The organism is Rhizobacter sp. OV335 (genome assembly GCF_900142965.1).
GTDB lineage: Bacteria > Pseudomonadota > Gammaproteobacteria > Burkholderiales > Burkholderiaceae_C > Rhizobacter.
The window spans coordinates 1-22898 of sequence record NZ_FRCQ01000025.1 but is presented as its reverse complement, the minus strand read 5'-3'; the positions used below and the strand labels follow the sequence as shown (position 1 = coordinate 22898).

Here is a 22898-nt window from a genome sequence, read left to right as displayed (position 1 = left end):
ATGTTTGCACCGACCCAGCACGACGTCCGGCGATTCTTTTGCGAGACCTTCCGCAAGCAGCGCGACGGCTTGCCGCTGACGCCGATGGAGGCGGTGGCCGGCGACTGGATCGCCAGCCACCCGGAGTACCACGCCGAGCTGTCCGACGAAGCCACCGCGCTGGCCAAGGTCTATGAGGTCGAAGATGGCCGCACCAACCCCTTCCTGCATTTGTCGATGCACCTGTCGATCAGCGAGCAGGTCAGCATCGACCAGCCGACAGGCATCAAGCAGGCCTATGCCCTGCTGGCTGCGAAGCGCGGCTCGGCCCACGATGCGCAGCACGAGATGATGGAGTGCCTGGGCGAGATGATCTGGGCCTCGCAGCGCAGCGGCCTGCCACCGGACGGTCACAAGTACATCGACTGCGTGAGGCGCCGCGCCACACGCTGAGCCCGAGTTACCAACGCTACCGTTTGCTGACAACTCCCAGGGCGCAGATCGGTCACCATCGGCCGATGAAAGCCCTTTCAAACCTCCGCCCGAACCGCACCGGTTTCGTCGCCGCGCTTGCCTGCGTGAGCTTCGCGTGCCTGGTCGCCACGTCGCAGGCCGATGCCGCGCCCTTCGTGCTGGCCTACACCGACGGCCAGCTCGGCCAGTCGTACACCAACCTGCAGGCCTACCACGCGCAACTGAGTGCGGTCGGCCTGGGTTCGGCCTACAACCTGACGGCAGCGGGCGCGGTCGGCACCGAGGGCATGACCAACACGACGCGCAGCATCATCAGCTTCGCGAAGGGCAAGGGCCTGCCGCTGTACCCGACCGTCTCCGACTACAGCAACGACGCCGGGGGGTTCGACCCGGCGATCTCGAAGGCGGTGCTGGCGAGTGCTGCGAGCCGCGCCAAGGCGGTGACGAACCTGGTGAGCCTGGCGACCGCGAACGGTTTTGCCGGCATCGACATCGACCTGGAGGCGGTGCAACCGTCGGACAAGGCGAACTACAGCGCGTTCATCTCCGCGCTGGCCACCGGCCTGCATGCGCAGGGCCTGAAGCTCGTGATCAGCATCCCGCCGAAGACCGGTGACAAGGCGCCGGACTACCTGGGCGGCTACGACTACAGCGCGATCGGTGCGGCGGTCGACTACTTCCAGGTGATGACCTACGACGAGGTCGGTCCCGGCTGGGCGAGCAGCGGCTTCAACGGCGAGGTGTGGCCGGGTCCCGAATCGGGCCTGGACTGGCAGAAGGCGATCCTGTCGTACACCGTGTCGCGCGTGCCGGCCTCGAAGGTGCTGGCCGGTTTGCCGAGCTACGGCTACGACTACAGCACCGGCCAGGTGGTGCACTGGTCAAGCTACCCCGCCGTGCTGGCCTCGCATGCCGGTGCGGCGTTGCAGCGCGATGCGGCGTCGGCGACGCCGTATGCGACCTGGGGCACGGTGCGCAAGCAGCCGGACGGCACCGAGTGGAGCAATTCGACGAAGCAGCCGGCGCTCTGGTACGACGATGCACAGAGCATCCAGGCCAAGACCGCGCTGGTGAACGCGTACGGCCTGGCCGGCACCAGCGTGTGGGCGATGGGCTATGAAGACGCGAGTTTCTGGTCGGCGGTGAAGGCCGGGTTGGACAACGGCGCGACGGCACCGCTGAGCATCGATGCCGCGGCGGGCGCCGGTGGATCGATCGTGCCGAGCGGCGCGGTGCAGGTCGTGCAGGGCCGCAGCCAGGGCTTCAGCATCGTGCCGAACGCCGGCTACGACATCAGTGCGGTGACGGTGGACGGCACGTCGATCGGTGCGGTGACGAGCTACACCTTCAGCGACGTGCAGGCCGGCCATTCGATCCGTGCCGCGTTCACCGCGCGCGGCGGCAGCGGCGACACGCAGATCGAAGCCAGCGGCACCGGCCAGGTGTGGATCAAGAACACGACGGCGTTGTCGAACGCGAACCGGCAAGCGCGTGCCGGCATCAACGACGGCAAGCTGGCCACCGGCGTCACGCTGAATGCCGCGGGCGAAGGCGAGGCTGGCAAGTGGGAGGCGGCCGGCGTCACGTGGACGGCGGCGAAGGCGATCTCGAAGGTCACTTTCATCAACGGCGCGATCGACAGTTACGGCAACGGCTACTTCGAAGCAGGTGTGACGCTGCAGTACACGACGGATGGCACCCGCTGGATCGAATCGGGATGGGCGATCACGCCGACGTACCCGAACAGCGCGTCAGCCGGCGGCGCCAGCTACGCATTCAGCGGCACGCCGCTGGCCGGCGTAGTCGGCGTGCGCATCTCCGGCAAGACCGGCCCGCAATCGTGGAGCGCGATCGTCAACGAAGTGCAGGTGACGGGGCGCTGAAAGCCACGAGCAGATTGTTGGACGCGTAGCGAGGCGCGTGGAGGCGGGAAGGCAACAATCCCAATCAAGGAGCGATGTGCAGCGGCGTGGCAGTGTTGTCCGCAGCGTGCAGAACGAGCCGTATGGTGTTGCATTGAGGCTCTTTGCTTTGGTTACTTTCATTTGAGCCCCAAATGAAAGTGACTCGCCCGCCGGGGCGAGACCCGGCAACAGCCCCACGCAGTGAAGCAAATCACCGAATGGTGACCCACCTCCACTCGAGCCAGTTATCCGCCCGATGCACCACATCGACGTTGGACCGAGCCGCCCAGGGAATCACCTGCCGATGCAGCGGAATATTGAGCACCTGCTCGTTGTGCTCCCGCAGCGCCGCCTTGATCAGCTGCTCCCGCTTCTTCGGATCCGCCTCCTTGCTCGAAGCCGCCGCCAGCTCATCGAGCTTCGCGTCCTTCGTGCCGCCGAAGTTCCAGGCGCCGATGCCACCCTCGCCGCGGCTGCGCAGCACCGGCGTCAGCGTGACCTCGGCATCGGTGATGGACCCGCCCCAGCCCAGCATGAACATCGACGTGTCGAACTTCTGCACCTTCGGGAAATAGGTCGAGCGCGGCATCGCGTTGACGCGGATCTTCACGTTCAGCCGGGCCCACATCGAGGCCAGCGTCTGGCAGATCTCCTCGTCGTTGATGTAGCGGTTGTTCGGGCAATCGAGCGTCACCTCGAAGCCTTGCGCATAGCCGGCATCGGCCATCAGCTTCTTCGCGCCCTCGAGGTCATACGGCAACCGCTTCTCGATCTCGGGATCGTTGAAGGCGCCCAGCGGCGATGACGTGATGCCGCCGGTCGGCACGGCCTGGCCGCGCATCAGCTTGGTCTTGATCGTCTCGATGTCGACCGCCTGGTACAGCGCGCGGCGCACGCGCTGGTCCTTGAACGGGTTCTTGCCCTTCACGCTGCCGTACAGCAGCTCGTCGCGGCTCTGGTCCATGCCGATGAACACGATGCGGTTCTCCGGCCCGTCGATCACCTTCACCTGCGGCGTGCCGCGCAGCCGCGCGATGTCCTGCGGCGCCGGGTCGAGCACGAAGTCGATCTCGCCCGACAGCAAGGCCGCCACCCGCGTCGGGTCGCTCTTGATCGGCGTGTAGACCACCTCCTGCACGTTGCCGTCGAACTTGCCCCACCACGCCGGGTTGCGCTTGAACACGGTCTTCACGTCGGGCGCCCGCGAGACCAGCATGTACGGGCCGGTGCCGTTCGCGTTGAACGACGCGTAGCTCTCTTCCTTGTTCTTGAAGTCCAGCGGCTTCGTGACCTTGTTCTTCTCGCTCCAGGTCTTGCTCATGATCTGCACCAGCGTCGCATGCTGCAGGAAGATCGGATTCACCGCCGGCAGGTTGAACTCGACCGTCAGCGCGTCGATCTTCTTCGGCTCGCCGAGCGCGTTCGCATAGGCCTTGATGTCCGAGGTGCCCTCGCGGGCGCGCTGCACCGAGAACACCACGTCGTCGGCGGTGAACGGCGTGCCGTCGTGGAACTTCACGTTCGGGCGCAGCTTGACGCGCCATTGCGTCGGCGTCGTCTGCTGCCACTCGGTGGCGAGCACCGGCTCGATGCCCAGCTGCTTGTCGCGGTTGACCAGCGTCTCGTAGACCTGGCCGTTGATCGCATTCGTCAGCAGCTCGTTCTGCGAATGCGGGTCCATGGTCTGCGCATCGCCCTGGGTGGCCCAGCGCAGGGTTTGGGCGTGCGCGCCGACGCACAGCACGGCGCACAACAACGGAATCCAACGTTTCATGAGGCGATCCTTCGTGATCTGTGGCGTGGAAGGCCGCAGTCTACGGGGATCGGGACCCACCTCTCACCGTTCGCCCTGAGCTTGTCGAAGGACCTGAGCCTGTCGAAGGCCTTCGACAGGCTCAGTCCGACCCTTCGACAGGCTCAGGGCGAGCGGTGTGTGTTCACCGGAAGCGCGATTGCGGCACGGTGTGCAGCTCAGTGGGCAGCGACGCCAGGTACTGCGCCAGCGTCTTCAGCTCGGCATGCGAGAACTGCTTGACCTGCCCGACCATGATCGGGTTGCTGCGGCCGATCTGCGGGTTGCCGTTGGTCTGGTAGGCCTTCAGCGCGACGAACAGGTAATCGGCATGCTGGCCGGCCAGCTTCGGGTAGCTGCCGTCGATCGGCTTGCTGAAGTTCTCGCCGTGGCACGACACGCAGTTGCCCTTCTTCAGCAGCTCGTCGACCTCCGGCGGGGCCTTGGCCTTCTCGGCCAGCTGAGGTTGCTCTTTCGGGAGCTGCTCGTAGAAGGCGGCGAGGTCGGCGATGTCCTGGTCGGTCAGCGGCGCCGCGATCGCGCGCATCGTCGGGTGCTTGCGCTCGCCCTTCTTGTACTCGCCGAGCGCGGCGACGACGTACTTGGCGCCCTGGCCCGCGATCATCGGCACCTTGTGCACTTCGGGGAAGCTCGCCTGGTAGCCCGGGATGCCGTGGCAGCCGATGCACATCGCGGCCTTCTTTTCGCCGGCCTTGGCATCGCCGGCCTTCGCGTCCTGCCCAGCGGCGGTGCCGGCCAGCATCATGGACACAGTGAATGCGGCGATCAGATTCGACAGGGAAACCAGCTTTGTCATGGCAGCTTTTTTGAAGTTGGCGAGGGCTTGTCTTCGAACCGCGGGCGATTATAGGGCCCGCCTTATACTGGCCCGCACCCCTCTCAAACCCTGCGCCGCATGAAGTTCAAAGGCTCTGACAACTACGTTGCGACCGACGACCTGATGCTCGCCGTCAATGCCGCCGCCACGCTGAAGCGGCCGCTGCTGATCAAGGGCGAGCCCGGCACCGGCAAGACGATGCTGGCCGAGGAGGTGGCGCAATCGCTGGGCATGCCGCTCTTGCAGTGGCACATCAAGAGCACCACGAAGGCGCAGCAGGGTTTGTACGAATACGACGCGGTGAGTCGCCTGCGCGACAGCCAGCTGGCCGACGTCGACGGTGGGGCGCGGGTGCACGACATCCACAACTACATCGTCAAGGGCGTGCTGTGGCAGGCCTTCACCGCCGAGCAGCCGGTGGTACTGCTGATCGACGAGATCGACAAGGCCGACATCGAATTCCCGAACGACCTGCTGCGCGAGATCGACCGGATGGAGTTCTACGTCTACGAGACGCGTGAGCTGATCCAGGCGAAGCACCGGCCGCTGGTGTTCATCACGTCGAACAACGAGAAAGAGCTGCCCGACGCCTTCCTGCGCCGCTGCTTCTTCCACTACATCCGCTTCCCCGACGCCGACACGATGAAGCGCATCGTCGAGGTGCACTTCCCGTCGCTGAAGAAAGAGCTGCTGACGGCCGCGCTGCGCAACTTCTACGACGTGCGCAACCTGCCGGGGCTGAAGAAGAAGCCGAGCACCAGCGAGCTGCTCGACTGGCTGAAGCTGCTGGTGGCCGAGGACATCCCGCTCGAGGTGCTGCAGAGCAAGGACGAGAAGGTGAGCCTGCCGCCGCTGGTGGGCGCGCTGCTGAAGAACGAACAGGACGTGTCGCTGTTCGAGAAGCTCGTCTTCATGCAGAAGCACAACCGATGACGCCTGCCGGGCCATTGCGCCGGTAACCCCCGTTTCTCCACCGACTGCCGCTCACGAGGCGGCCACAGACATGGCCCGACACCAGACCCTGAGCATCGATGACCTGTGGGCGCTGCAGCGCGTCGGCGGACTGGCCCTGTCGCCCGACGGTGCGCAGGCGGTCTGTTCGGTCGGCAGCTACTCGATGGAGGACAACAAGGGCACGTCGGCCCTGTGGCTGCTGTCGACCTTCGGCGGCGGGCCGCGCCGGCTGACGCAGGCCGGCGAGAAAGACGGCCAGCCGGCATGGTCGCCGACCGGCGAGCGCATCGCGTTCGTCGCGCGCCGCGAGCAGCAGGGCAAGAAGGACGACACGCCGCAGCTGTACGTGATCGCGCCCGACGGCGGCGAGGCGCGGCGCGTCAGCGATTTCGCGCCCGGCGTCGACGCCTTCAAGTGGTTCCCCGACGGCAAGCGCATCGCGTTCGTCTCGTGGGTGTGGCCCGATGTGCGCGGCGCCGCGGCGCAGGCCAAGCGCCACCAGGCCTTCAAGGACCGCAAGGAAACCGCCTACGTGACGAGCGAGGCCCAGTACCGCTACTGGGATCGCAACCTGCCGATGGAGCGCGTGGCGCACGTGCTGGTGCTCGACGTCGAGAGCGGCCGGGTGCGCGACCTGTTCGAGGGCAGCGGCTACGAATTGCAGCGCGGTGACCCCGACGCGCATTCGTTCGACATCTCGCCCGACGGCCGCCACATCGCGTTCGCCTTCGACCCGGCGGCCGAGAAGCGGCTGGACCATTGCAAGTCGCTGGCCGAGGTGGCGGTGCGCACCGGCCGCATCGAGGTGATCGCGCAGGACAAGGCCTGGGACTTCGAGGCCCCGCGCTACAGCCCCGACGGCAAGCGCATCGCGTTCCTCGCGAGCCACCAGGGCAAGCGCCACACGATGCCCAACCATGCGGCGGTGCTGCAGCGCGGCATCGACGCGCCGGTGAAGCAGCAGGTGCTGAGCGCCGCGTGGGACCACGCGGTGAACGCACCGATCCGCTGGTCGGCCGAGGGCGACGCGCTGTTCTTCACGGCCGAAGACCAGGGCCGGTGCCACCTGTGGCGCTTCGACATCGCGGCCCGCGAGGCGACGGTGGTGGCGCAAGGCGGCTGGGTGCAGGGCTTCGACGTCGCGGGCGACGTGATCGTGACGGCGGCTGACGCGATGGACCACCCGGCGCGGGTGCATGTGCACCGTGCGGGAGAAGAAGCACCGCAGCGCCTGGAGCACTTCAACGACGAACTGCTGAAGCCGGTGCGGCTGGGCAGGCATGAGGACGTGCGGTTCAAGGGCGCGCAGGGCGACGAGATCCAGGCCTGGGTGGTCTACCCGCCGGGGTTCGACCCGAAGAAGAAGTACCCGCTGCTGCACAGCATCCACGGCGGCCCGCATGCGGCGGCCGGCGACACCTTCCACTACCGCTGGAACACGCATGTGTTCGCGGCGCAGGGCTACGTGGTCGTCTGCGTGAACTACCACGGCTCGAGCGGCTTCGGCTACGGCTTCCTCGACAGCATCACGCACCGCTGGGGCGAGCTGGAGCTGCAGGACGTCGAGGCCACGACCGACCTGATGCTGAAGAAGCCGTACATCGACCGCGGCCGCGTCTTCGCGACCGGCGGCAGCTACGGCGGCTACATGGTGGCGTGGATGAACGGCCACGTGAAGCCGGGGCGCTACCAGGCCTATGTGTGCCATGCGGGCTGCTTCGACTGGACGGCGATGTTCAGCGACGACGCCTACACCTGGCACGCGAAGGAGCTGGGGGCGTGGTACTGGGACGACCAGGCCAAGGTCAACTCGCAGAGCCCGCACGCCTTCGCGAAGAACATGAAGACGCCGACGCTGGTGATCCACGGGGCGCTCGATTTCCGCGTGCCCGACCAGCAGGGGCTCGCCTACTACAACACGCTGAAGGCACGTGGGGTGGATTCGCGGCTCGTGTGGTTCCCGGATGAGAACCACTGGATCCTGAAGCCGCGCAACAGCAAGCTCTGGTATTCGGAGTTCTTCGGGTGGCTCAAGGCGCACGACAAGAAGTAGGTTTCTTGTTGTTGTGCGCACGCCAAAAGCCGTTCGCCCTGAGCCCAAGAGGTCCTTGAAGGGACCCGGCAGTTGCAAAGAACACCGTTCGCCCTGAGCCTGTCGAAGGGTCGACTGAGCTTGTCGAAGTCCATGCGCGCTTCGGGCACAACCCTTCGACAGGCTCAGGGCGAACGGAGTGGGGGTGAGCTCACCTCAAGAGATTCGAGATATCCCAGGTGACGGCAAAGCGCGGATCCTCCCAGCCCGGGACCCCAGGCCGCTGCGCCGTCCCGAGATCGAACGACAGCCGCCGCGGCACCAGCCACCAGCGGGCGCCGACCCGGTTGACCTCGGTCTCGCCGGCCGAGAGCCCGGTGCCGACCCATTCGGCGTAGAGCGTGCCGCTGCGCAACGGCTGCCACACGCTCGACAAGGTGGCCCGGTTGCGCGGCACGCCCGCCACGTCGCGCCCCAGGTTCATCTGCAGCGCCCAGCTGTCGGCCAGCCGCACCTGCGCGCCCGCGGCGACTGTCGCCTGCTCGGTGCGCAGCCCCGGTTCGGTCTCGGTGCGCAGGCCCGCCCAGCTCATCCGCAATGACGTCTTGAGGCCGCTGCCCAGCGTTTCGGTCGTGCTGGTCTCCACCCGCGAGCGCAGTTGGCTCGGTCCGACATCGGTCGGCTTGGCTCGCGGCGTCTCGACCTTCCAGTCGAGGCGATCACCACCGCAGCGCCTCGCCAGCAAGGCTTCGCGGTCGGTCACCCCGGCGTCGGCGAACGGCTCGACGCGGCAAGGCACCGGCGGCGCGGCCCACGCGGCAGCAGCACCGCCTGCCGTCAGGACCGTCATCAGGATGCGCTTGAGCGCCGGAAACTTCATGTCACAAGGCGGGGCAGGAATGTCAGCCGGGACATCATGCAAGAAGCTCCCGTAGGACAACGGCAATGCCGCACCGCAACAATGGGGTATGCGCACGAGGACGGTGCGCTCGGACGAAGTCACAATACGCGACACCATTGGGTAAGCCGTCCTCCCAAGCCCGCCATGCTGACCAACTTCTTCTTCACACTGCGCGCCGCCAAGCTGAAGGTCTCCGTCAAGGAATACCTGACCTTGCTCGAAGCGCTGCAGGCCGGTGTGATTGATGACCACGACGGCGACGGCGGCGGCCCCACGATCGACAAGTTCTACCTGCTCGCCCGCACCACCCTCGTCAAGGACGAGGCCAACTTCGACAAGTTCGATCGCGCCTTCGCCGCCTACTTCAAGGGCGTCGAGCTGCTCACCGACTTCACGCAGGACGTGCCGCTCGACTGGCTGCAGAAGAAGTTCGAACTCGAACTCAGCCCCGAGGACAAGGCCGCGATCGAGAAGATGGGCTGGGATGAGTTGATGGCAACGCTCAAGAAGCGCTTCGAGGAGCAGAAGGAACGCCACGAGGGCGGCAACCGCATGATCGGCACCGGCGGCACCAGCCCGTTCGGCGCCTTCGGCTACAACCCGCAAGGCATCCGCATCGGGCAGGACAAGAGCCGGAACAAGAGCGCCGTGAAGGTGTGGGACCAGCGCCAGTTCAAGGACTACGACGACTCGCTCGAACTCGGCACCCGCAACATCAAGGTCGCGCTGCGCCGGCTGCGGCGCTTCGCCCGCGAAGGCTCCGACGAAGAACTCGACCTCGACGACACCATCCGCTCCACCGCCGCCAACGCCGGCTACCTCGACATCAAGATGGTGCCCGAGCGCCACAACAAGGTGAAGGTACTGCTGCTGATGGACGTGGGCGGCACGATGGACGAGCACATCCACCGCGTCGAAGAAGTGTTCAGCGCCGCCAAGGCCGAGTTCAAGCACCTCGAGTTCTATTACTTCCACAACTGCGTCTACGACTTCATGTGGAAGAACAACCGCCGCCGCTACAGCGAGAAGTTCTCCACCTGGGACTTGATCCGCAAGTACAACAAGGACTACAAGCTGATCTTCGTCGGCGACGCGACGATGAGCCCCTACGAGATCCTGCAGCCCGGCGGCAGCGTCGAATACAACAACGAGGAAGCCGGCGCCGAATGGCTGCAGCGCCTCACGCATGCCTTCCCGAAATTCGCCTGGATCAACCCCGAGCCGCAAGGCGTCTGGGGCTACCGCCAGAGCATCTCGATCGTCGCCCAGCTGATGAACCAGCGCATGTTCCCGCTCACGCTGCAGGGCCTGGAAGGGGCCATGCGGCTGCTGAGCAAATGAGGTTGCCCGCACCGCCCCTGCTGGCCGCCAGGCTCGCGCTCTCTTTGTCGATGTCCTTGTCGATCTCGCTGTCCGGCTGCGCGATCTTCAAGCCCGACGCCGATGACGGCAGCAAGCCCGACGCCACCGCTGCCGCAGCACCGGCCGCGGCAGCGTCCGCACCGGCCTTCGCCGCCTACCGGCTCGAGGTCGATGCGCCCGACGACCTGAAGGCCCTGCTCACGACCTACCTCGACCTCGGCCGCTTCCAGTCGTCGACGCAGGAGGGCATCACCCGCGCCGAACTCGACCGCCTCGCCGCGGCCGCACCGGCCCAGGCCAAGACGCTGGTCGAGACCGAGGGCTACTTCAATGCCGAAGCCAGCGTCGAGCGCAGCGAGACGCCCGAAGGCCTGCCGGTCATCAAGCTGGTGCTGCAGGCCGGCCCGCGCACCCGCGTCGACCACTGGGACCTGCAGATCGAGGGCGAGTTGAAGAAGGGCCTCGACGCCAAGGACCGGGCCGCGCGCGAGACCCTCGACCGCCTCGAAAGCCAGTGGCCGCTGAAGCTCGGCCGCCCGTTCCGCCAGAGCCTGTGGGGCGAGGCGAAGAACGAGACCGTGGCCCGGCTGCGGGCCGACGGCTACCCGGCCGCGCAATGGAAGAGCACCGAGGCCCGCGTCGACGCGTCGACGCAGAAGGCCAGCATCACCGCGGTGCTCGACAGCGGCCCGCTGTTCCACCTCGGCGAGATCCGCATCGAAGGCCTGCAGCGCTACGACGAAGGCGCGATCCGCAACCTCGCCGACTTCGGGCCCGGCACGCCCTACACCGAGAAACGCATCCTCGATTTCCAGGAACGCCTCGGCAAGCTCGGGCTGTTCGAGGGCGTCTCGGTCGAGATCGACCCCGATCCGGCGGTGGCTGCCGCGACACCGGTCACGGTGCGGGTGCGCGAGCAGACGCTGCAGCAGGCCACCTTCGGCATCGGCTACAGCGACAACACCGGCGGGCGCTTCACCTTCGAGCACCGGCACCGCCGGCCGTTCGGCTTCAACGCGCAACTGCACAACAAGCTCGAACTCGGCCGCGACCTGCGCTCGTGGGACGCCGATCTCACGTCGAACCCGACCGACGGCCAGTACCGCAACCTGATCGCCACCAGCGTCTCGCGGCTCGACTCGGCCGGCGCGATCACGCTGAACTCGCGCGTGCGGGTCGGCCGCTCGCTCGACACTGAGCACATCGAGCGGCTGATCTTCGTCGAGGTGCTCGACTCCAAGCTGACCAACGACACCGCCGAGCAGGACAGCCGCGCGGTCTCGCAGAACTACAACTGGGTCTGGCGCGACGTCGACAGCATCCTGCTGCCGACCAAGGGCCTGACCGCCTCAATCCAGGCGGCCGGCGGCTACGCGGTGAACAACTTCGCCAGCAACGGCCCGTTCGGCCGCACCTATGGCCGCCTGACCGGCTACTGGCCGCTCGGCCAGCGCTGGTACGGCCAAGCGCGCGTCGAGGTCGGCGGCGTGTTCGCGAAACCCGACGTCGGCATCCCGGATGCGCTGCTGTTCCGCGCCGGCGGCGACGACTCGGTGCGCGGCTACGCCTACCGATCGCTGGGTGTGACCAAGGATGGCGAGCTCTACGGCGGCCGCTACCTGCTGACCAGCAGCATCGAACTCGCACGCCCGATCTCGCCGCGCATGCCCTCGCTGTGGTGGGCGGTGTTCGCCGACGGCGGCAATGCGTCCGACACCTGGGGCCACGTGAACTCGGTCTACGGCTACGGCGTCGGCCTGCGCTGGCGCAGCCCGGTCGGGCCGCTGCGCATCGACTACGCGCACGGGCAGGCGGTCGACGAGAACCGCCTCCACCTCAGCGTCGGCATCGCCTTCTAGAGCACGCATGAGCGACGACACCGAAGCCACGCCCGCTCCGCCGAAGCCGCTGCGCCGCCGCCGCTGGTGGGTGGCGTTGCTGATCATCGGCTTCGTGCTGCTGATCGTGCTGCCGGCCGCGCTGGTCGGCACCGCGCTGTGGGCCGCCGGCAGCGAGAGCGGCACCGCGTGGCTGCTCGGCAACGTCGCGCGCTCGCTGCCGCTGCTGCAGGTCAGCGAGCCGCGCGGGTCGCTGGTCGGCGATTTCAGCGCGAAGCAGGTCGTCGTCGTGCTCGGTGAACACGACCGCGTCGTGATCGACGCGCTGCGCTGGCGCGGCCTCTCGCTGTCGTTCACGCCCTACCCGCGCTCGTGGGCCGCGGTGCATGCCGATGCGATGTCGGCCGACCGCGTCACGGTGCAGATCGGCCCGGGTGATCCGAACGCCAAGCCGTCGGGCCTGCCGACCTCGCTGCGCTCGCCGGTCGAGCTGTATGTCGACAAGCTGACCGTCGGCACGCTGCTGGTGCCGGGGCTGGAGGCGCACCCGCTGCGCGAGATCGCGGCCAAGGTCGCGCTCGGCGCCGAGCGTGGCGCGCTGCACCGCGTCAGCGATGTCTCGCTGCGGCTGGACGCGCTGCAGGTCACCGGCCAGGCGCAGATCGGCGCCGACGGCGACATGCCGATCGAGCTGCTGCTGGCCGGCGTGCAGGGCAGCGGCAGCGATGTGGCACTGCCGACGTGGGCCAAGTCGCTGCGCAACGACTGGCATGCCGACCTGTCGGCGAAAGGCCCGCTCGCGCGCTTCAATGCCAAGGCCGCGTTGCGCGCGCAAGGGCAGTCGCTGGATGCCACCGCCACCGTCGCGCCATGGGACCCCTGGCCGCTGCCGCAGGTCGATGCCAGCACGCAGGCGCTGGACCTGTCGGCGCTGCTGACCAGCGCGCCGGTCACCGCGCTGAGCGGCACGGTCTCGATCGCGCCCACCGATGCGAAGGCCGGCAAGGGTGGCCTCGCCGCGCGCGGCACGCTGCGCAACGACACCCCCGGCCGCTGGGACGAGCAGCGCCTGCCGCTGCGCCAGCTGAGCTTCGATGTGCGCGGGCGCGCCGACCAGCCGCGGCAGTTCGAGCTCGCGGCGTTCGAGGCGGTGCTGGCCGGCACCGCCAAGCCGGCCGGCAGCTTGAGCGGCACCGGCCGCGTCGACGGCGGCAACTTCGAGCTGAATGCGGTGCTCGACAAGGTCGCGCCGTCCGAGCTGGACCCGAACCTGCCGGCGATGACGCTCAGCGGCCCCGTCACGCTCTCCGGCCAGACGCACCCGCCCTTGCCCGACGGCAGCGCGCAGCCGCCGAGCTTCAAGGCGCTGGTCGACCTGAAGGGCCAGTTGCTGAAGCCGGCGCGCGCGGTGCAGTTGAAGGTCGATGCGCAGGGCGATGAGCGGCACATCGAGCTGCGCGAACTGCGCGCCTCCGCCGGCGCCGCACAGGCCAGCCTGAGTGGCAGCGCCGAACGCGGCGAAGCACTCTGGCAGGCCAAGGCAAAGGGGGCGCTGGTCGATTTCGACCCCGCTGCATGGTTCCCCGGGCCGCCCGAATCGAGCTGGCACCTCGGGCCGCACCGGCTGAACGTGAAGGGCGAGCTGGCCTTGACCGTGCCCGACAGCGTGACCGCCCCGGCCCCGCGCGGCGCGACGCTGCTCGACCGCCTGGCCGCGCTGCGCGGCGACATCACCGCGGTGATCGGCGACAGCGTGCTGGCCGGCGTGCCGCTGACCGGCGACATCGCGCTGCACCACCCGAGCGCAGCCGCGCCGTTCGCCGCCACCGTGAAACTCGATGCCGGTGGCAACGCGCTGAACGCCGAAGGCACGCTCGCCACCGATGCGAAGGGCGCCGCCGACCGCTGGCATGTCGACGCCCGCGCGCCGGTGCTGGCGCGCCTGCAGCCGCTGCTGAAGCTGCTGCCCGGCGCGCAGGCGTCCGGCCTGCTCGAAGGCCTGAACGGCAGCTTCACCGGCGAGGCCGAACTCACCGGCCGCTGGCCCGACGTGAAGACGCAGGGCAAGGGGAACCTCGCGAAGCTGCGCGCCGGCCCGCTGGCGGTCGGCCAGGCCGACCTGCACTGGCAGGCCGGCAGCAGCGCCGACGCGCCGCTGGAACTCAACGCCGACATCACGCAGGGCGCATGGCACGGCCAGGGCCTGGACAGCAGCCGGCTGCAGCTGCAGGGCACGGCCCGCTCGCACACGCTGAACTGGCGCACCGAACTGAAGGCCTTGCCGCCGGCCTGGGTCGACAACGTGCAGCCGCCGCCTGCCGCCCGGGCGGCCAATGCACCGGCTGCCAGCGCTCCCTTGGCCCGAGCAGCGGCGAGCGCGGCGCCGGCAGCCAGTGCGCCGCCCGCGTCGGCCGCCGCGGCATCGGCCCCGGCCGCCCCCACCGGCCGCACGCTGGTGCTGATCACCGCGCGCGGCGGCCTGAGCGGCGCGCCGTTCGACGGTTCGTCGCTGCACCCCGGCAGCGGCAAGCCGCCGACCCCGTTGAACTGGAAGGGCACGCTGCAGCAGGCCGAGGTGCGCAGCAGCCAACCCGGCAGCACGCCGTGGCTGCTGGCGCAGAACGTCGACGTCGAGGTGCAGGCCGGCGACGCGCCATGGGCCAGCGTCTCGGCCGGCCGGGCCGACATCCTCGGCGCCGGGCTGCGCTGGGACGCCATCCGCTGGCAGGCCGGCCAGGGCGTGCAGACACAGCAACTCGACGTGCAGGCCGAGCTGCAGCCGGTCGCGATCGCGCCGCTGCTGCGCCGGCTGCAGCCGGATTTCGGCTGGGGCGGCGACCTGCAGATCGGCGGCAAGATCGTCGTGCACCAGGCGGCCGAATTCAGCGCCGACATCGTGCTCGAGCGCGTCAGCGGCGACCTGTCGGTGACCGACGAAACCGGCACGCAGCCGCTCGGCCTGACCGACCTGCGGCTCGGCCTGAGCGCGCAGGACGGCGTCTGGAACTTCACGCAGGGCCTGGCCGGCAACCAGCTCGGCGTCGCGGCCGGCGCGATCGTCGTGCGCACGTCGCCGAAGCGCGCCTGGCCCGAACCCGACGCGCCGGTGCAGGGCGTGCTCGAGGCGCAGGTGGCGAACCTGGGCACCTGGGGCGCGTGGGTGCCGGCCGGCTGGCGCCTGGGCGGCAAGCTCGGCACCACCGCGACCATCGGCGGGCGCTTCGGCGCGATCGAATACACCGGCCACATGAAAGGCTCCGGCCTGTCGGCGCGCAACATCCTGCAGGGCGTCAACGTGACCGACGGCGAGGTCGACATCGCGCTGCAGGGCGACAACGCGAAGATCAACACCTTCCAGGCGCGCGCCGGCAACGGCACCGTCAAGCTGAGCGGCGCGGCCGAGTTCGGCGAGAAGCCGCATGCGCAGATGACGCTGGTGGCCGAGCGTTTCCAGCTGCTGGGCCGGGTCGACCGCCGCATCGTCACGAGCGGCCAGGCGCAGGTGGAGCTCGACCGCGACAACCTGAAGGTCGACGGCAAGTTCAAAGTCGACGAAGGCCTGTTCGACTTCAGCCTGTCGAGTGCGCCCAGCCTGTCGGGCGACGTGGTGGTCATCAACCGCACCGCCGACATCGAGACCACCGCACCGACCGGCGCACCGAGCAACCGCAACGTCGCGGTCGACCTGACGGTGAACCTGGGCGAGGCGCTGCGGCTGCGCGGGCGCGGCATCGACACCCGGCTCGAAGGCGAGCTGAAGCTGACGACGCCCGGCGGCAAGCTGGCGCTGAACGGCAGCGTGCGCGCGGTCGACGGCACCTACAACGCCTACGGCCAGAAGCTGGACATCGACCGCGGCGTCATCACCTTCACCGGCACGCCGGAGAACCCGCGGCTCGACATCGAGGCGACGCGGCCGAACACCGACGTGCGGGTCGGCGTCGCGATCACCGGCACCGCGCTGACGCCGCGCGTGCGGCTGTTCTCCGAGCCGGAGTTGTCCGACATCGACAAGCTCTCGTGGATGCTGCTCGGCCGCGCGAGCGACGGGCTGGGCAAGTCGGACACCGCGCTGCTGCAACGCGCGGCGCTGGCGCTGCTGTCCGGCGAAGGCGGTGGCGCCGATCCGCTGAAGGTGCTGGGCATCGACGACCTGTCGGTGTCGCAGAACACGAACAGCGCGACCGACGTGCGCGAGACCGTGGTGTCGCTCGGCAAGCAGTTGTCGCGGCGCTGGTACGTCGGCTACGAACGCAGCCTGAACGCGACCACCGGCAACTGGCAGCTGATCTACCGCATCGCCCAGCGCTTCACGCTGCGCGCGCAGTCGGGGCTGGACAACTCGCTGGACTTCATCTGGACGCTGCGCTGGCAGTGAATCCGGCAGCGAAGTTGGCAGCAAACGCATGGACCTGAACTTGCAACACCTGCCCGTGTCACCACGCTGACACGCCGGCAGCGCAACCTGCGCGGCTTTGCCAAACCGGCTTTCCGGCCGGATTGCTTGTCGAAATTTGCGGACGGAAATTCCGTGAACAGGGAGAACTTGCATGTCGAATTCCAGATGGCACGCTTCATGGACGTCCGGCGTGATCGTCGGCCTGCTGGCCGCGCTGTCGGCCTGCGGCGGCGGCGGTGGTGATGACGCACCGCCCCCCGGCGGTGGCGGGAACCCGCCCGTCACGACGCTGCCCGAGTGCCCGGCCGCGCCCAACACGCTGCGCGACATCACCGCGGTGCAGGGCCCCGGCGCGCTGAGCCCGTTCGACGGCCAGGCCGTCACGGTGCGCGGCGTCGTCACCGCCGATTTCCAGGGCGATGCGCAGCTGAAGGGCTTCTTCATCCAGCAGCCGGTCGCCGATGCGGACCCGAAGACCTCCGAAGGCCTGTTCGTCTTCGCGCCCGGCGGCGCCGACGTGAAGCTCGGCGACTACGTGCAGGCGAGCGGCACCGTCAGCGAGTTCAAGAGCGGCAGCACCGATCCCGAGCGGCTGACCGAGCTGACCACCGTGACGGCGATCAGCACCTGCGGCGCCGGCCCGGCCATCGCGGCGCGCGAGATCACGCTGCCGCTCACGAGCGCCACCGACCTCGAAGCGGTCGAGGGCATGCTGGTCGAGTTCAAGCAGACGCTCACCGTCTCGGAGGTCTACAACCTCGGCCGCTACGGCGAGCTGGTGCTGTCCACCGGCGGCCGGCTGTTCCAGGCCAACAACCACCCGGGCAGCGCGACGCGCGACGAGGTCAACGCCGCCAACGCGCTCGCGAAGATCGTGCTGGACGACGGCGCCGGCATCCAGAACCCGGTGCCGATCCCCTACCTGTCGGCCGCCGACAGCACCGGCACGCGCCGCGTCGGCGACACCGTGGCCGGCGTGCGCGGCGTGGTGACCTGGACGGCCGATGCCTTCCACGTGCACCCGGTCGCCGCCCCCGTCTTCACCGCCGCCAACCCGCGCCCCACCGCGCCGGCAGCCGTCGGCGGCACGCTGCGCGCCGGCAGCCTGAACGTGCTGAACTACTTCACCACGCTCGGCCAGCGTGGCGCCAACACCGCCGATGAACTGGTGCGCCAGCGCGCGAAGCTGGTCGAGACCATCGTCGGGCTGGATGCCGATGCGCTCGGGCTGATGGAGATCGAGAACAACGGCACCGTGGCACTCGCCGACCTGGTCGGCGCGGTCAACGCCAAGCTCGGCGCCAACACCTATGCGTGGATCGACGCCGGCAAGCCGGGCACCGATGCGATCACCGTCGCGATGATCTACAAGCCGTCACGCGTGACGCCGCTCGGCAATGCGGTGGTGCCGACCGATCCGGACTTCGCGGTCGACGGCGGCCTGCGCCCGCCGGTCGCGCAGCGCTTTGCCGCGGTCGACAACCACGGCGGCTTCTGGCTGGTGGTGAATCACCTGAAGAGCAAGGGTTCGTGCCCGGCCTCGGCCGCCGACCTGGATGCCGACAAGGGCCAGGGCTGCTGGAACGTCTCGCGCTTCCGGCAGGCGCTGGCGCTGCAGAAGTGGGTGACCGGGCTGACGGATGCCTCGGGCGAGACCGACGTGCTGATGGTCGGCGATTTCAACTCGTACCTGAACGAGGACCCGGTCAAGAGCCTGGAAGGCGGCGGCTTCGAGGCGCTGCTGAAGCGGCTGCCGGAAGACGCGCGCTACAGCTATGTGTTCAACGGCGAATCGGGCGCGCTCGACCATGGGTTCGCGAGCGAGACGCTGGGCGCGCAGGTGAACGGCGTCACCGTGTGGCACGTCAACGCCGACGAGCCGCTGGTGCTCGACTACAACACCGAGTTCAAGACCGACGACCGCTACGCCGCCACCGCGTTCCGGTCGTCGGACCACGATCCGGTGCTGGTCGGCCTGACGCTCACGGCCGATGCGCCGGTGATCGTGCCGGCGCTGGCGGCGACGCTGCCGGCCAGCGCGGTCGTCGGCACTGCCGTCAGCGTGACCGGCATCGCGGCGACCAACGGCACCGCGCTGTCGGTCGACTGGGGCGACGGCACGGTCGAAGCCCCGGCCGTCGGCGTCACGACGCTGACCCACACGTACGCCGCGGCCGGCAGCTATGCGCTGAAGCTGGTGCTGAGCGGCGCCGGCGGCCTGACGGCCGAACGCAGCGGCACGGTCGCGGTCAGCGCCGCGCCAAGCACCGGCGACACGCCGGAGCTGTTCTTCAGCGAGTACGTCGAAGGCAGCAGCAACAACAAGGCACTGGAGATCTACAACCCGACCGCGGGCACGGTGGACCTTTCCGTCTACACGGTGCGGCTGTATGCGAACGGCGTCACCGCGCCGACGCAATCGCTCCCGCTGACCGGCACTCTGGAATCGGGCAAGACACTGGTGCTGATCCACACCTCGTTCACGACGAGTGTCACGCTGCCGGGCGCGCTGAAGGTCGCTGTCGTCAACTTCAACGGCGACGACGCGGTGACGCTGGAGAAATCAGGCACGGTGATCGATTCGTTCGGGCAGGTCGGCTTCGACCCCGGCACTGCCTGGACTGGCGGCACGCTGTCGGCGCTGGACCGCACGCTGCGCCGCAAGCCGGGCCTCGTGCATGGCAGCGTACCGGCCGCGGCGCCGGCGGCCTGGGACCTGAGCAGCGAATGGCTGGGCTTCCCGATCGACACCTTCGACGGACTCGGGAGCCACGTCGCGCAGTGAGCTTGGCAGTGAGGTCTGCAATCGAGGGCTCAGTAACGGCAGATGTGCTGCAACATCTGAGACACCGTTGAAACATCGCTGATACCGGGCGCGAGCATCCTTGCGGGCTTCATCAACAGGGAGCCCAAACATGCATACCCCCACCGACCTCACCCGCCGCTTCATCGCCATCGCCGCCGGATCCGGCGTGCTCGCCCTCGTGCTGTGCCTGACGCCGATGCTGAGCGACACCGCTCCCGATGCCGGCGCCTTCGCCGCATCGGGCGGCCTCGTCGCCGACGCCGTACCCGCCGCACCGGCGGGCGATGCCGGCATCTACGCCGGCCCGGCAACCAACGAATCCGCCGCCACGACGCAGTGACCGGAGCGCAGGATGCGTTCTTGCATCTGCGTCACTTCGCCACCGGCGTGTACACCTTCGGTTGCGCCGGCTTGCCCATGCCCGCGCCGAGGAAGAAGCTGGTGTTCGGCGGCTGGTTGTAGGCCGAGTTCTGGTTCGCGATCGCCGAGCGGTACTGCGTGTCGTGCATCAGCGTGCGCAGCCGTTCGGTGGTCGGGATCGTCGTCGTGAAGATCATCAGCTCGCTGTTGTTGGCGTTGCGCCAGATCACCTCTTCGCGCCAGTCGCCGAACAGGTCGGCCGACAGGTTGGGCGTCGCCTTCGTGGTGTTGTTCGACGCGGCGTCGTAGTTCGACGCCGTCAGCAGGCGGTCGAGCTTCTCGGTCGCCGGGTTCCACTTGTCGATGGTCGTGCCATCGAGCAGCTCGCGCAGCAGGTCACCATCCCAGTACACGCCGAAGTTGACGCGCGACGGACGGCGGTCCGAGATCGACTCCCCCTTCGCGCTGGTCAATCCGCCCACCGTGGCCCAGCTTTCGGCACCGGGGTAGCGCGCATCGATGTCCATCACGACGCCGCGGCCCACGTCGGCTCCGCCGCCCGGCAGGCTCCACAGGATCTTGCCGGTGGCCGCGTCGTGCATCTCGACGCCGTGCGCACCGTAGCGGCCCGGCTCCTCGTGCACCATCATCACCTCCTTGCCGGGGCGTGCCGGGTCGAAGTCGCTGACGTGCAGTGCGTCACCGTGGCCGAGGCCGGTGGAATACAAGCCCTTGCCGCTCGAATCGATCGCGGCGGCGCCGAACACGATGTCGTCCTTGCCGTCGCCGTTCACGTCGGCGATCACCAGGCTGTGCGCGCCCTGCCCGCGGTAGGCCGAGTTGCCGCTGGTGTTGGAGTCGAAGGTCCAGCGTGACGCGAGCTTGCCGTCGCGCCAGTCCCAGGCCGCGATCACCGCGCGGGTGTAGTAGCCGCGGCTCATGACCAGGCTCGGACGCTGGCCATCCAGGTACGCCACGCCGGCCAGGAAGCGGTCGACGCGGTTGCCGTAGCTGTCGCCCCAGCTCGACACCGTGCCGCGCGCCGGCACGTAGGCGGTGCTCGCCATCGCCTTGCCGGTCAGGCCGTTGAAGATGGTCAGGTACTCGGGGCCGCTCAGGATGTAGCCGGTGCTGTTGCGGTGGTCGGCGGTCGCGCTGCCGATCACCACGCCGGTGCCGTCGATCGTGCCGTCGCCGGTCTTCATCGCGAGTTCGGCCCGGCCGTCGCCATCGAGGTCGTAGACGATGAACTGCGTGTAGTGCGCACCGGCGCGGATGTTGCGGCCGAGGTCGATGCGCCACAGCCGCGTGCCGTCGAGCTTGTAGGCCTCGACGAACACGTTGCCGGTGTAGCCGGATTGGGAGTTGTCCTTCGAGTTCGACGGGTCCCACTTGACGATCAGTTCGTAGTCGCCGTCGCCGTCGAGATCGCCGACGCTGACATCGTTCGGGCTGTAGTCATAGGCCACGCCATCGGGCGTGGTGCCGCCGGCCGGGCGCTGCAGCTTGACGGTGAGGTACTGCTGCGGCCACGTCGCGGTGGCGCTGCTCGGCGCCTGCTCGACGCCGTTGACGACCGCGGCCACGCTGTACTTCGCGCTGGCGCTGCCGCCGGCATCGACGTAGTTGGTGCTGCTGGTGATCGGGCTCGCGTTCAGCCTGGCGCCGTTGCGGTACAGGTTGTAGGCGACGCCGTCGGCTTCGGTGCCCAGCATGCGCCAGCTGACGAAGACACCGTTGCCGGTGGCGACGGCCACGACGCCGCGGTCGAGCAACTCGACCTGGCGCGAGCCGGCGACCGGCCCGGTGGATGGCGTGGGTGCGGGGGCAGGACTGGGCGCGGGTGCCGGGGTCGGTGCAGGCGCAGGTGCCGGCGTTGGTGCCGGTGCGGCCGCCGAGGTCGCACAGAAGCCGATCGACTCGTTCGTCGCCTTCGCCGCGAGCGTCCTGTTCCACTCGACCCCGCTCAGGGCCAGCGTGGACCCACTCTGCTTCCACACGCCGTTCCACAGGTTGCCGACCGTCCCGGGCACGGTCAGCGTGCCGCTCCACTGCACCGCCTCGCTGTTCGGGTTCGAGACACGCACCGTGGCGCAGTAGCCCGAACCCCACTGGTTGTTGACCACGTAGGTCAGGCTCACGGGGCTGGCGGCGTGAACAGCGGGCACGCACAGCCCCGCGATGGCCGCGCAAACGGCCAACGGCTTGGATCGGATCATGGTCGTGTCCTCAGGGCCGCCAGGTCAGCGTCGTCTTCGTGTTGATGTCGGTGGCCGACCCCACGTTGGACGTGGCATCGACGAAGCCCGACCGGTTGCCCGAGCTCAGGTTGAGCCCCGTGCCGCGGTACTCGACGTCGCCATGCAGGTTCAGGCTGCCCGATGCGCCCTGGTTCGCCTCGAAGAAGCCGAGCGGATAGAAGGTGGTGCGCACCTGCGCCGAACCCGACACCGAGAAGCTGTTGTTGCCCCACGGGCTGCCGGTCACGCCGATCACGCTGAGGCCGCCGACCGTGCCGCCGGTGACCGAGCCGTTCGCGACGATGGCCTGGTCTTCGATGCGCGCGTTGCCGGTGGCACTGCCGCCCGGCAGGATCGTCGCGTACGGCCCGACGTACACGCTCGCCGCCGTACTGGTGGGCGCGCAGCCGCCGCCGTTGGCGTGGCGCAGCGTGCCCGACGGGCAGGCATCGCGCTGCCCGTTCTGGAAGCCCTGCGGCCACGCGTTCGCCAGCTCGATCATGTACGGGTAGCGCCAGACCGTCTCGTACGCCTGGTCCCACACCACCGTCTTGAACACCGACGGCGTCGCGCTCACCACCAGGAACAGCGGCTCGCCCGCGTTCACCTTGAAGGTCAGGTCCGCGTCCAGCCCCTTCTGCAGTCCGCTGTAGCGCGCTGACGTGAACTGCGTGTTGGTGGCGACGAGGCCCCAGCGGAAGTCGGCATCCGAGCCGCTCTGGTTGACGCCGCGGAACTTGACCGTCACGGTCGTCGATCCGTTGGTCGGGTACAGCCGCACGACGTTGTAGCCGAAGCGCTGCGGTGCGCCGTAGAACGGCGACGCGAAGCGGCGGTTGGTCGCCCAGTTGCTGTCCAGCGCCTCCAGCGGCATCAGCCGGTGCAGGCGCTCCGCCCTGTCGGTCAGCGTGATGTTGCCGTAGGTGTTGCGGAAGGTGTCGGGCGTGGCCTTGTAGTCCCACACCACGTTGTGCATCGCCCAGTCGCCGATGAAGTCGTTGAGCTGCGGCAGCGTCCAG

General features: G+C 68.6%; 14 protein-coding genes. 9 read left to right on the top strand and 5 right to left on the bottom strand.

The window, feature by feature from the left end:
* Positions 1-432, top strand: a complete 432-nt coding sequence (locus BUE42_RS22875; RefSeq protein ID WP_073467609.1) for a DUF1841 family protein — start codon at positions 1-3, stop codon at positions 430-432.
* Between the two features lie 65 nt (positions 433-497).
* Positions 498-2336: a glycosyl hydrolase family 18 protein gene (locus BUE42_RS22870; RefSeq protein WP_083614439.1), complete on the top strand. Its 1839-nt coding sequence runs from the start codon at positions 498-500 to the stop codon at positions 2334-2336.
* A gap of 232 nt (positions 2337-2568) precedes the next feature.
* Here the strand turns inward: BUE42_RS22870 and BUE42_RS22865 are convergent, their stop codons facing one another.
* Positions 2569-4131, bottom strand: a complete 1563-nt coding sequence (locus BUE42_RS22865) for an ABC transporter substrate-binding protein (protein WP_073467607.1) — start codon at positions 4129-4131, stop codon at positions 2569-2571.
* Between the two features lie 163 nt (positions 4132-4294).
* Complete coding sequence (locus BUE42_RS22860) at positions 4295-4966, bottom strand: c-type cytochrome (RefSeq protein WP_073467606.1); 672 nt, start codon at positions 4964-4966, stop codon at positions 4295-4297.
* Positions 4967-5065: 99 nt separating this feature from the next.
* On the opposite strand from BUE42_RS22860, the gene BUE42_RS22855 reads away from it, so the two are divergent.
* Entirely contained in the window at positions 5066-5920 is an 855-nt protein-coding gene (locus BUE42_RS22855; RefSeq protein WP_073467605.1) for an AAA family ATPase, read from the top strand.
* A 70-nt stretch (positions 5921-5990) separates the two neighbouring features.
* Positions 5991-7994, top strand: coding sequence for a S9 family peptidase (locus tag BUE42_RS22850; protein WP_073467604.1), 2004 nt, complete (start codon positions 5991-5993; stop codon positions 7992-7994).
* Positions 7995-8184: 190 nt separating this feature from the next.
* Here BUE42_RS22850 and BUE42_RS22845 read toward each other — a convergent pair whose 3' ends face one another.
* A complete protein-coding gene (locus BUE42_RS22845; RefSeq protein ID WP_073467603.1) occupies positions 8185-8853 on the bottom strand; it encodes a hypothetical protein in 669 nt (222 codons plus the stop codon).
* Between the two features lie 165 nt (positions 8854-9018).
* On the opposite strand from BUE42_RS22845, the gene BUE42_RS22840 reads away from it, so the two are divergent.
* The 5 genes from BUE42_RS22840 (at position 9019) to BUE42_RS22820 (ending at position 19619) form a co-directional block, all read left to right on the top strand.
* Positions 9019-10215: a vWA domain-containing protein gene (locus BUE42_RS22840; protein WP_073467602.1), complete on the top strand. Its 1197-nt coding sequence runs from the start codon at positions 9019-9021 to the stop codon at positions 10213-10215.
* A gap of 2 nt (positions 10216-10217) precedes the next feature.
* Entirely contained in the window at positions 10218-12095 is a 1878-nt protein-coding gene (locus tag BUE42_RS22835; protein ID WP_143171701.1) for an autotransporter assembly complex protein TamA, read from the top strand.
* A 7-nt stretch (positions 12096-12102) separates the two neighbouring features.
* Complete coding sequence (locus tag BUE42_RS22830; protein ID WP_073467600.1) at positions 12103-16452, top strand: translocation/assembly module TamB domain-containing protein; 4350 nt, start codon at positions 12103-12105, stop codon at positions 16450-16452.
* Positions 16453-16624: 172 nt separating this feature from the next.
* Positions 16625-19258 carry an ExeM/NucH family extracellular endonuclease gene (locus tag BUE42_RS22825; RefSeq protein WP_143171700.1) on the top strand — a complete coding sequence of 878 codons (2634 nt, stop codon included), beginning with the start codon at positions 16625-16627 and terminating at the stop codon, positions 19256-19258.
* A 130-nt stretch (positions 19259-19388) separates the two neighbouring features.
* On the top strand, positions 19389-19619 hold the full coding sequence (locus tag BUE42_RS22820; RefSeq protein WP_073467598.1) for a hypothetical protein: 231 nt from the start codon (positions 19389-19391) through the stop codon (positions 19617-19619).
* Between the two features lie 31 nt (positions 19620-19650).
* On the opposite strand, the gene BUE42_RS22815 is transcribed toward BUE42_RS22820, so the two are convergent.
* Both BUE42_RS22815 and BUE42_RS22810 read right to left on the bottom strand, forming a co-directional pair.
* Positions 19651-21858, bottom strand: coding sequence for a rhamnogalacturonan lyase (locus tag BUE42_RS22815; protein WP_073467597.1), 2208 nt, complete (start codon positions 21856-21858; stop codon positions 19651-19653).
* A 10-nt stretch (positions 21859-21868) separates the two neighbouring features.
* Positions 21869-22898, bottom strand: a 1030-nt coding sequence (locus tag BUE42_RS22810) for a DUF6055 domain-containing protein (protein ID WP_200799014.1), incomplete at its 5' end; no start/stop codon positions are given.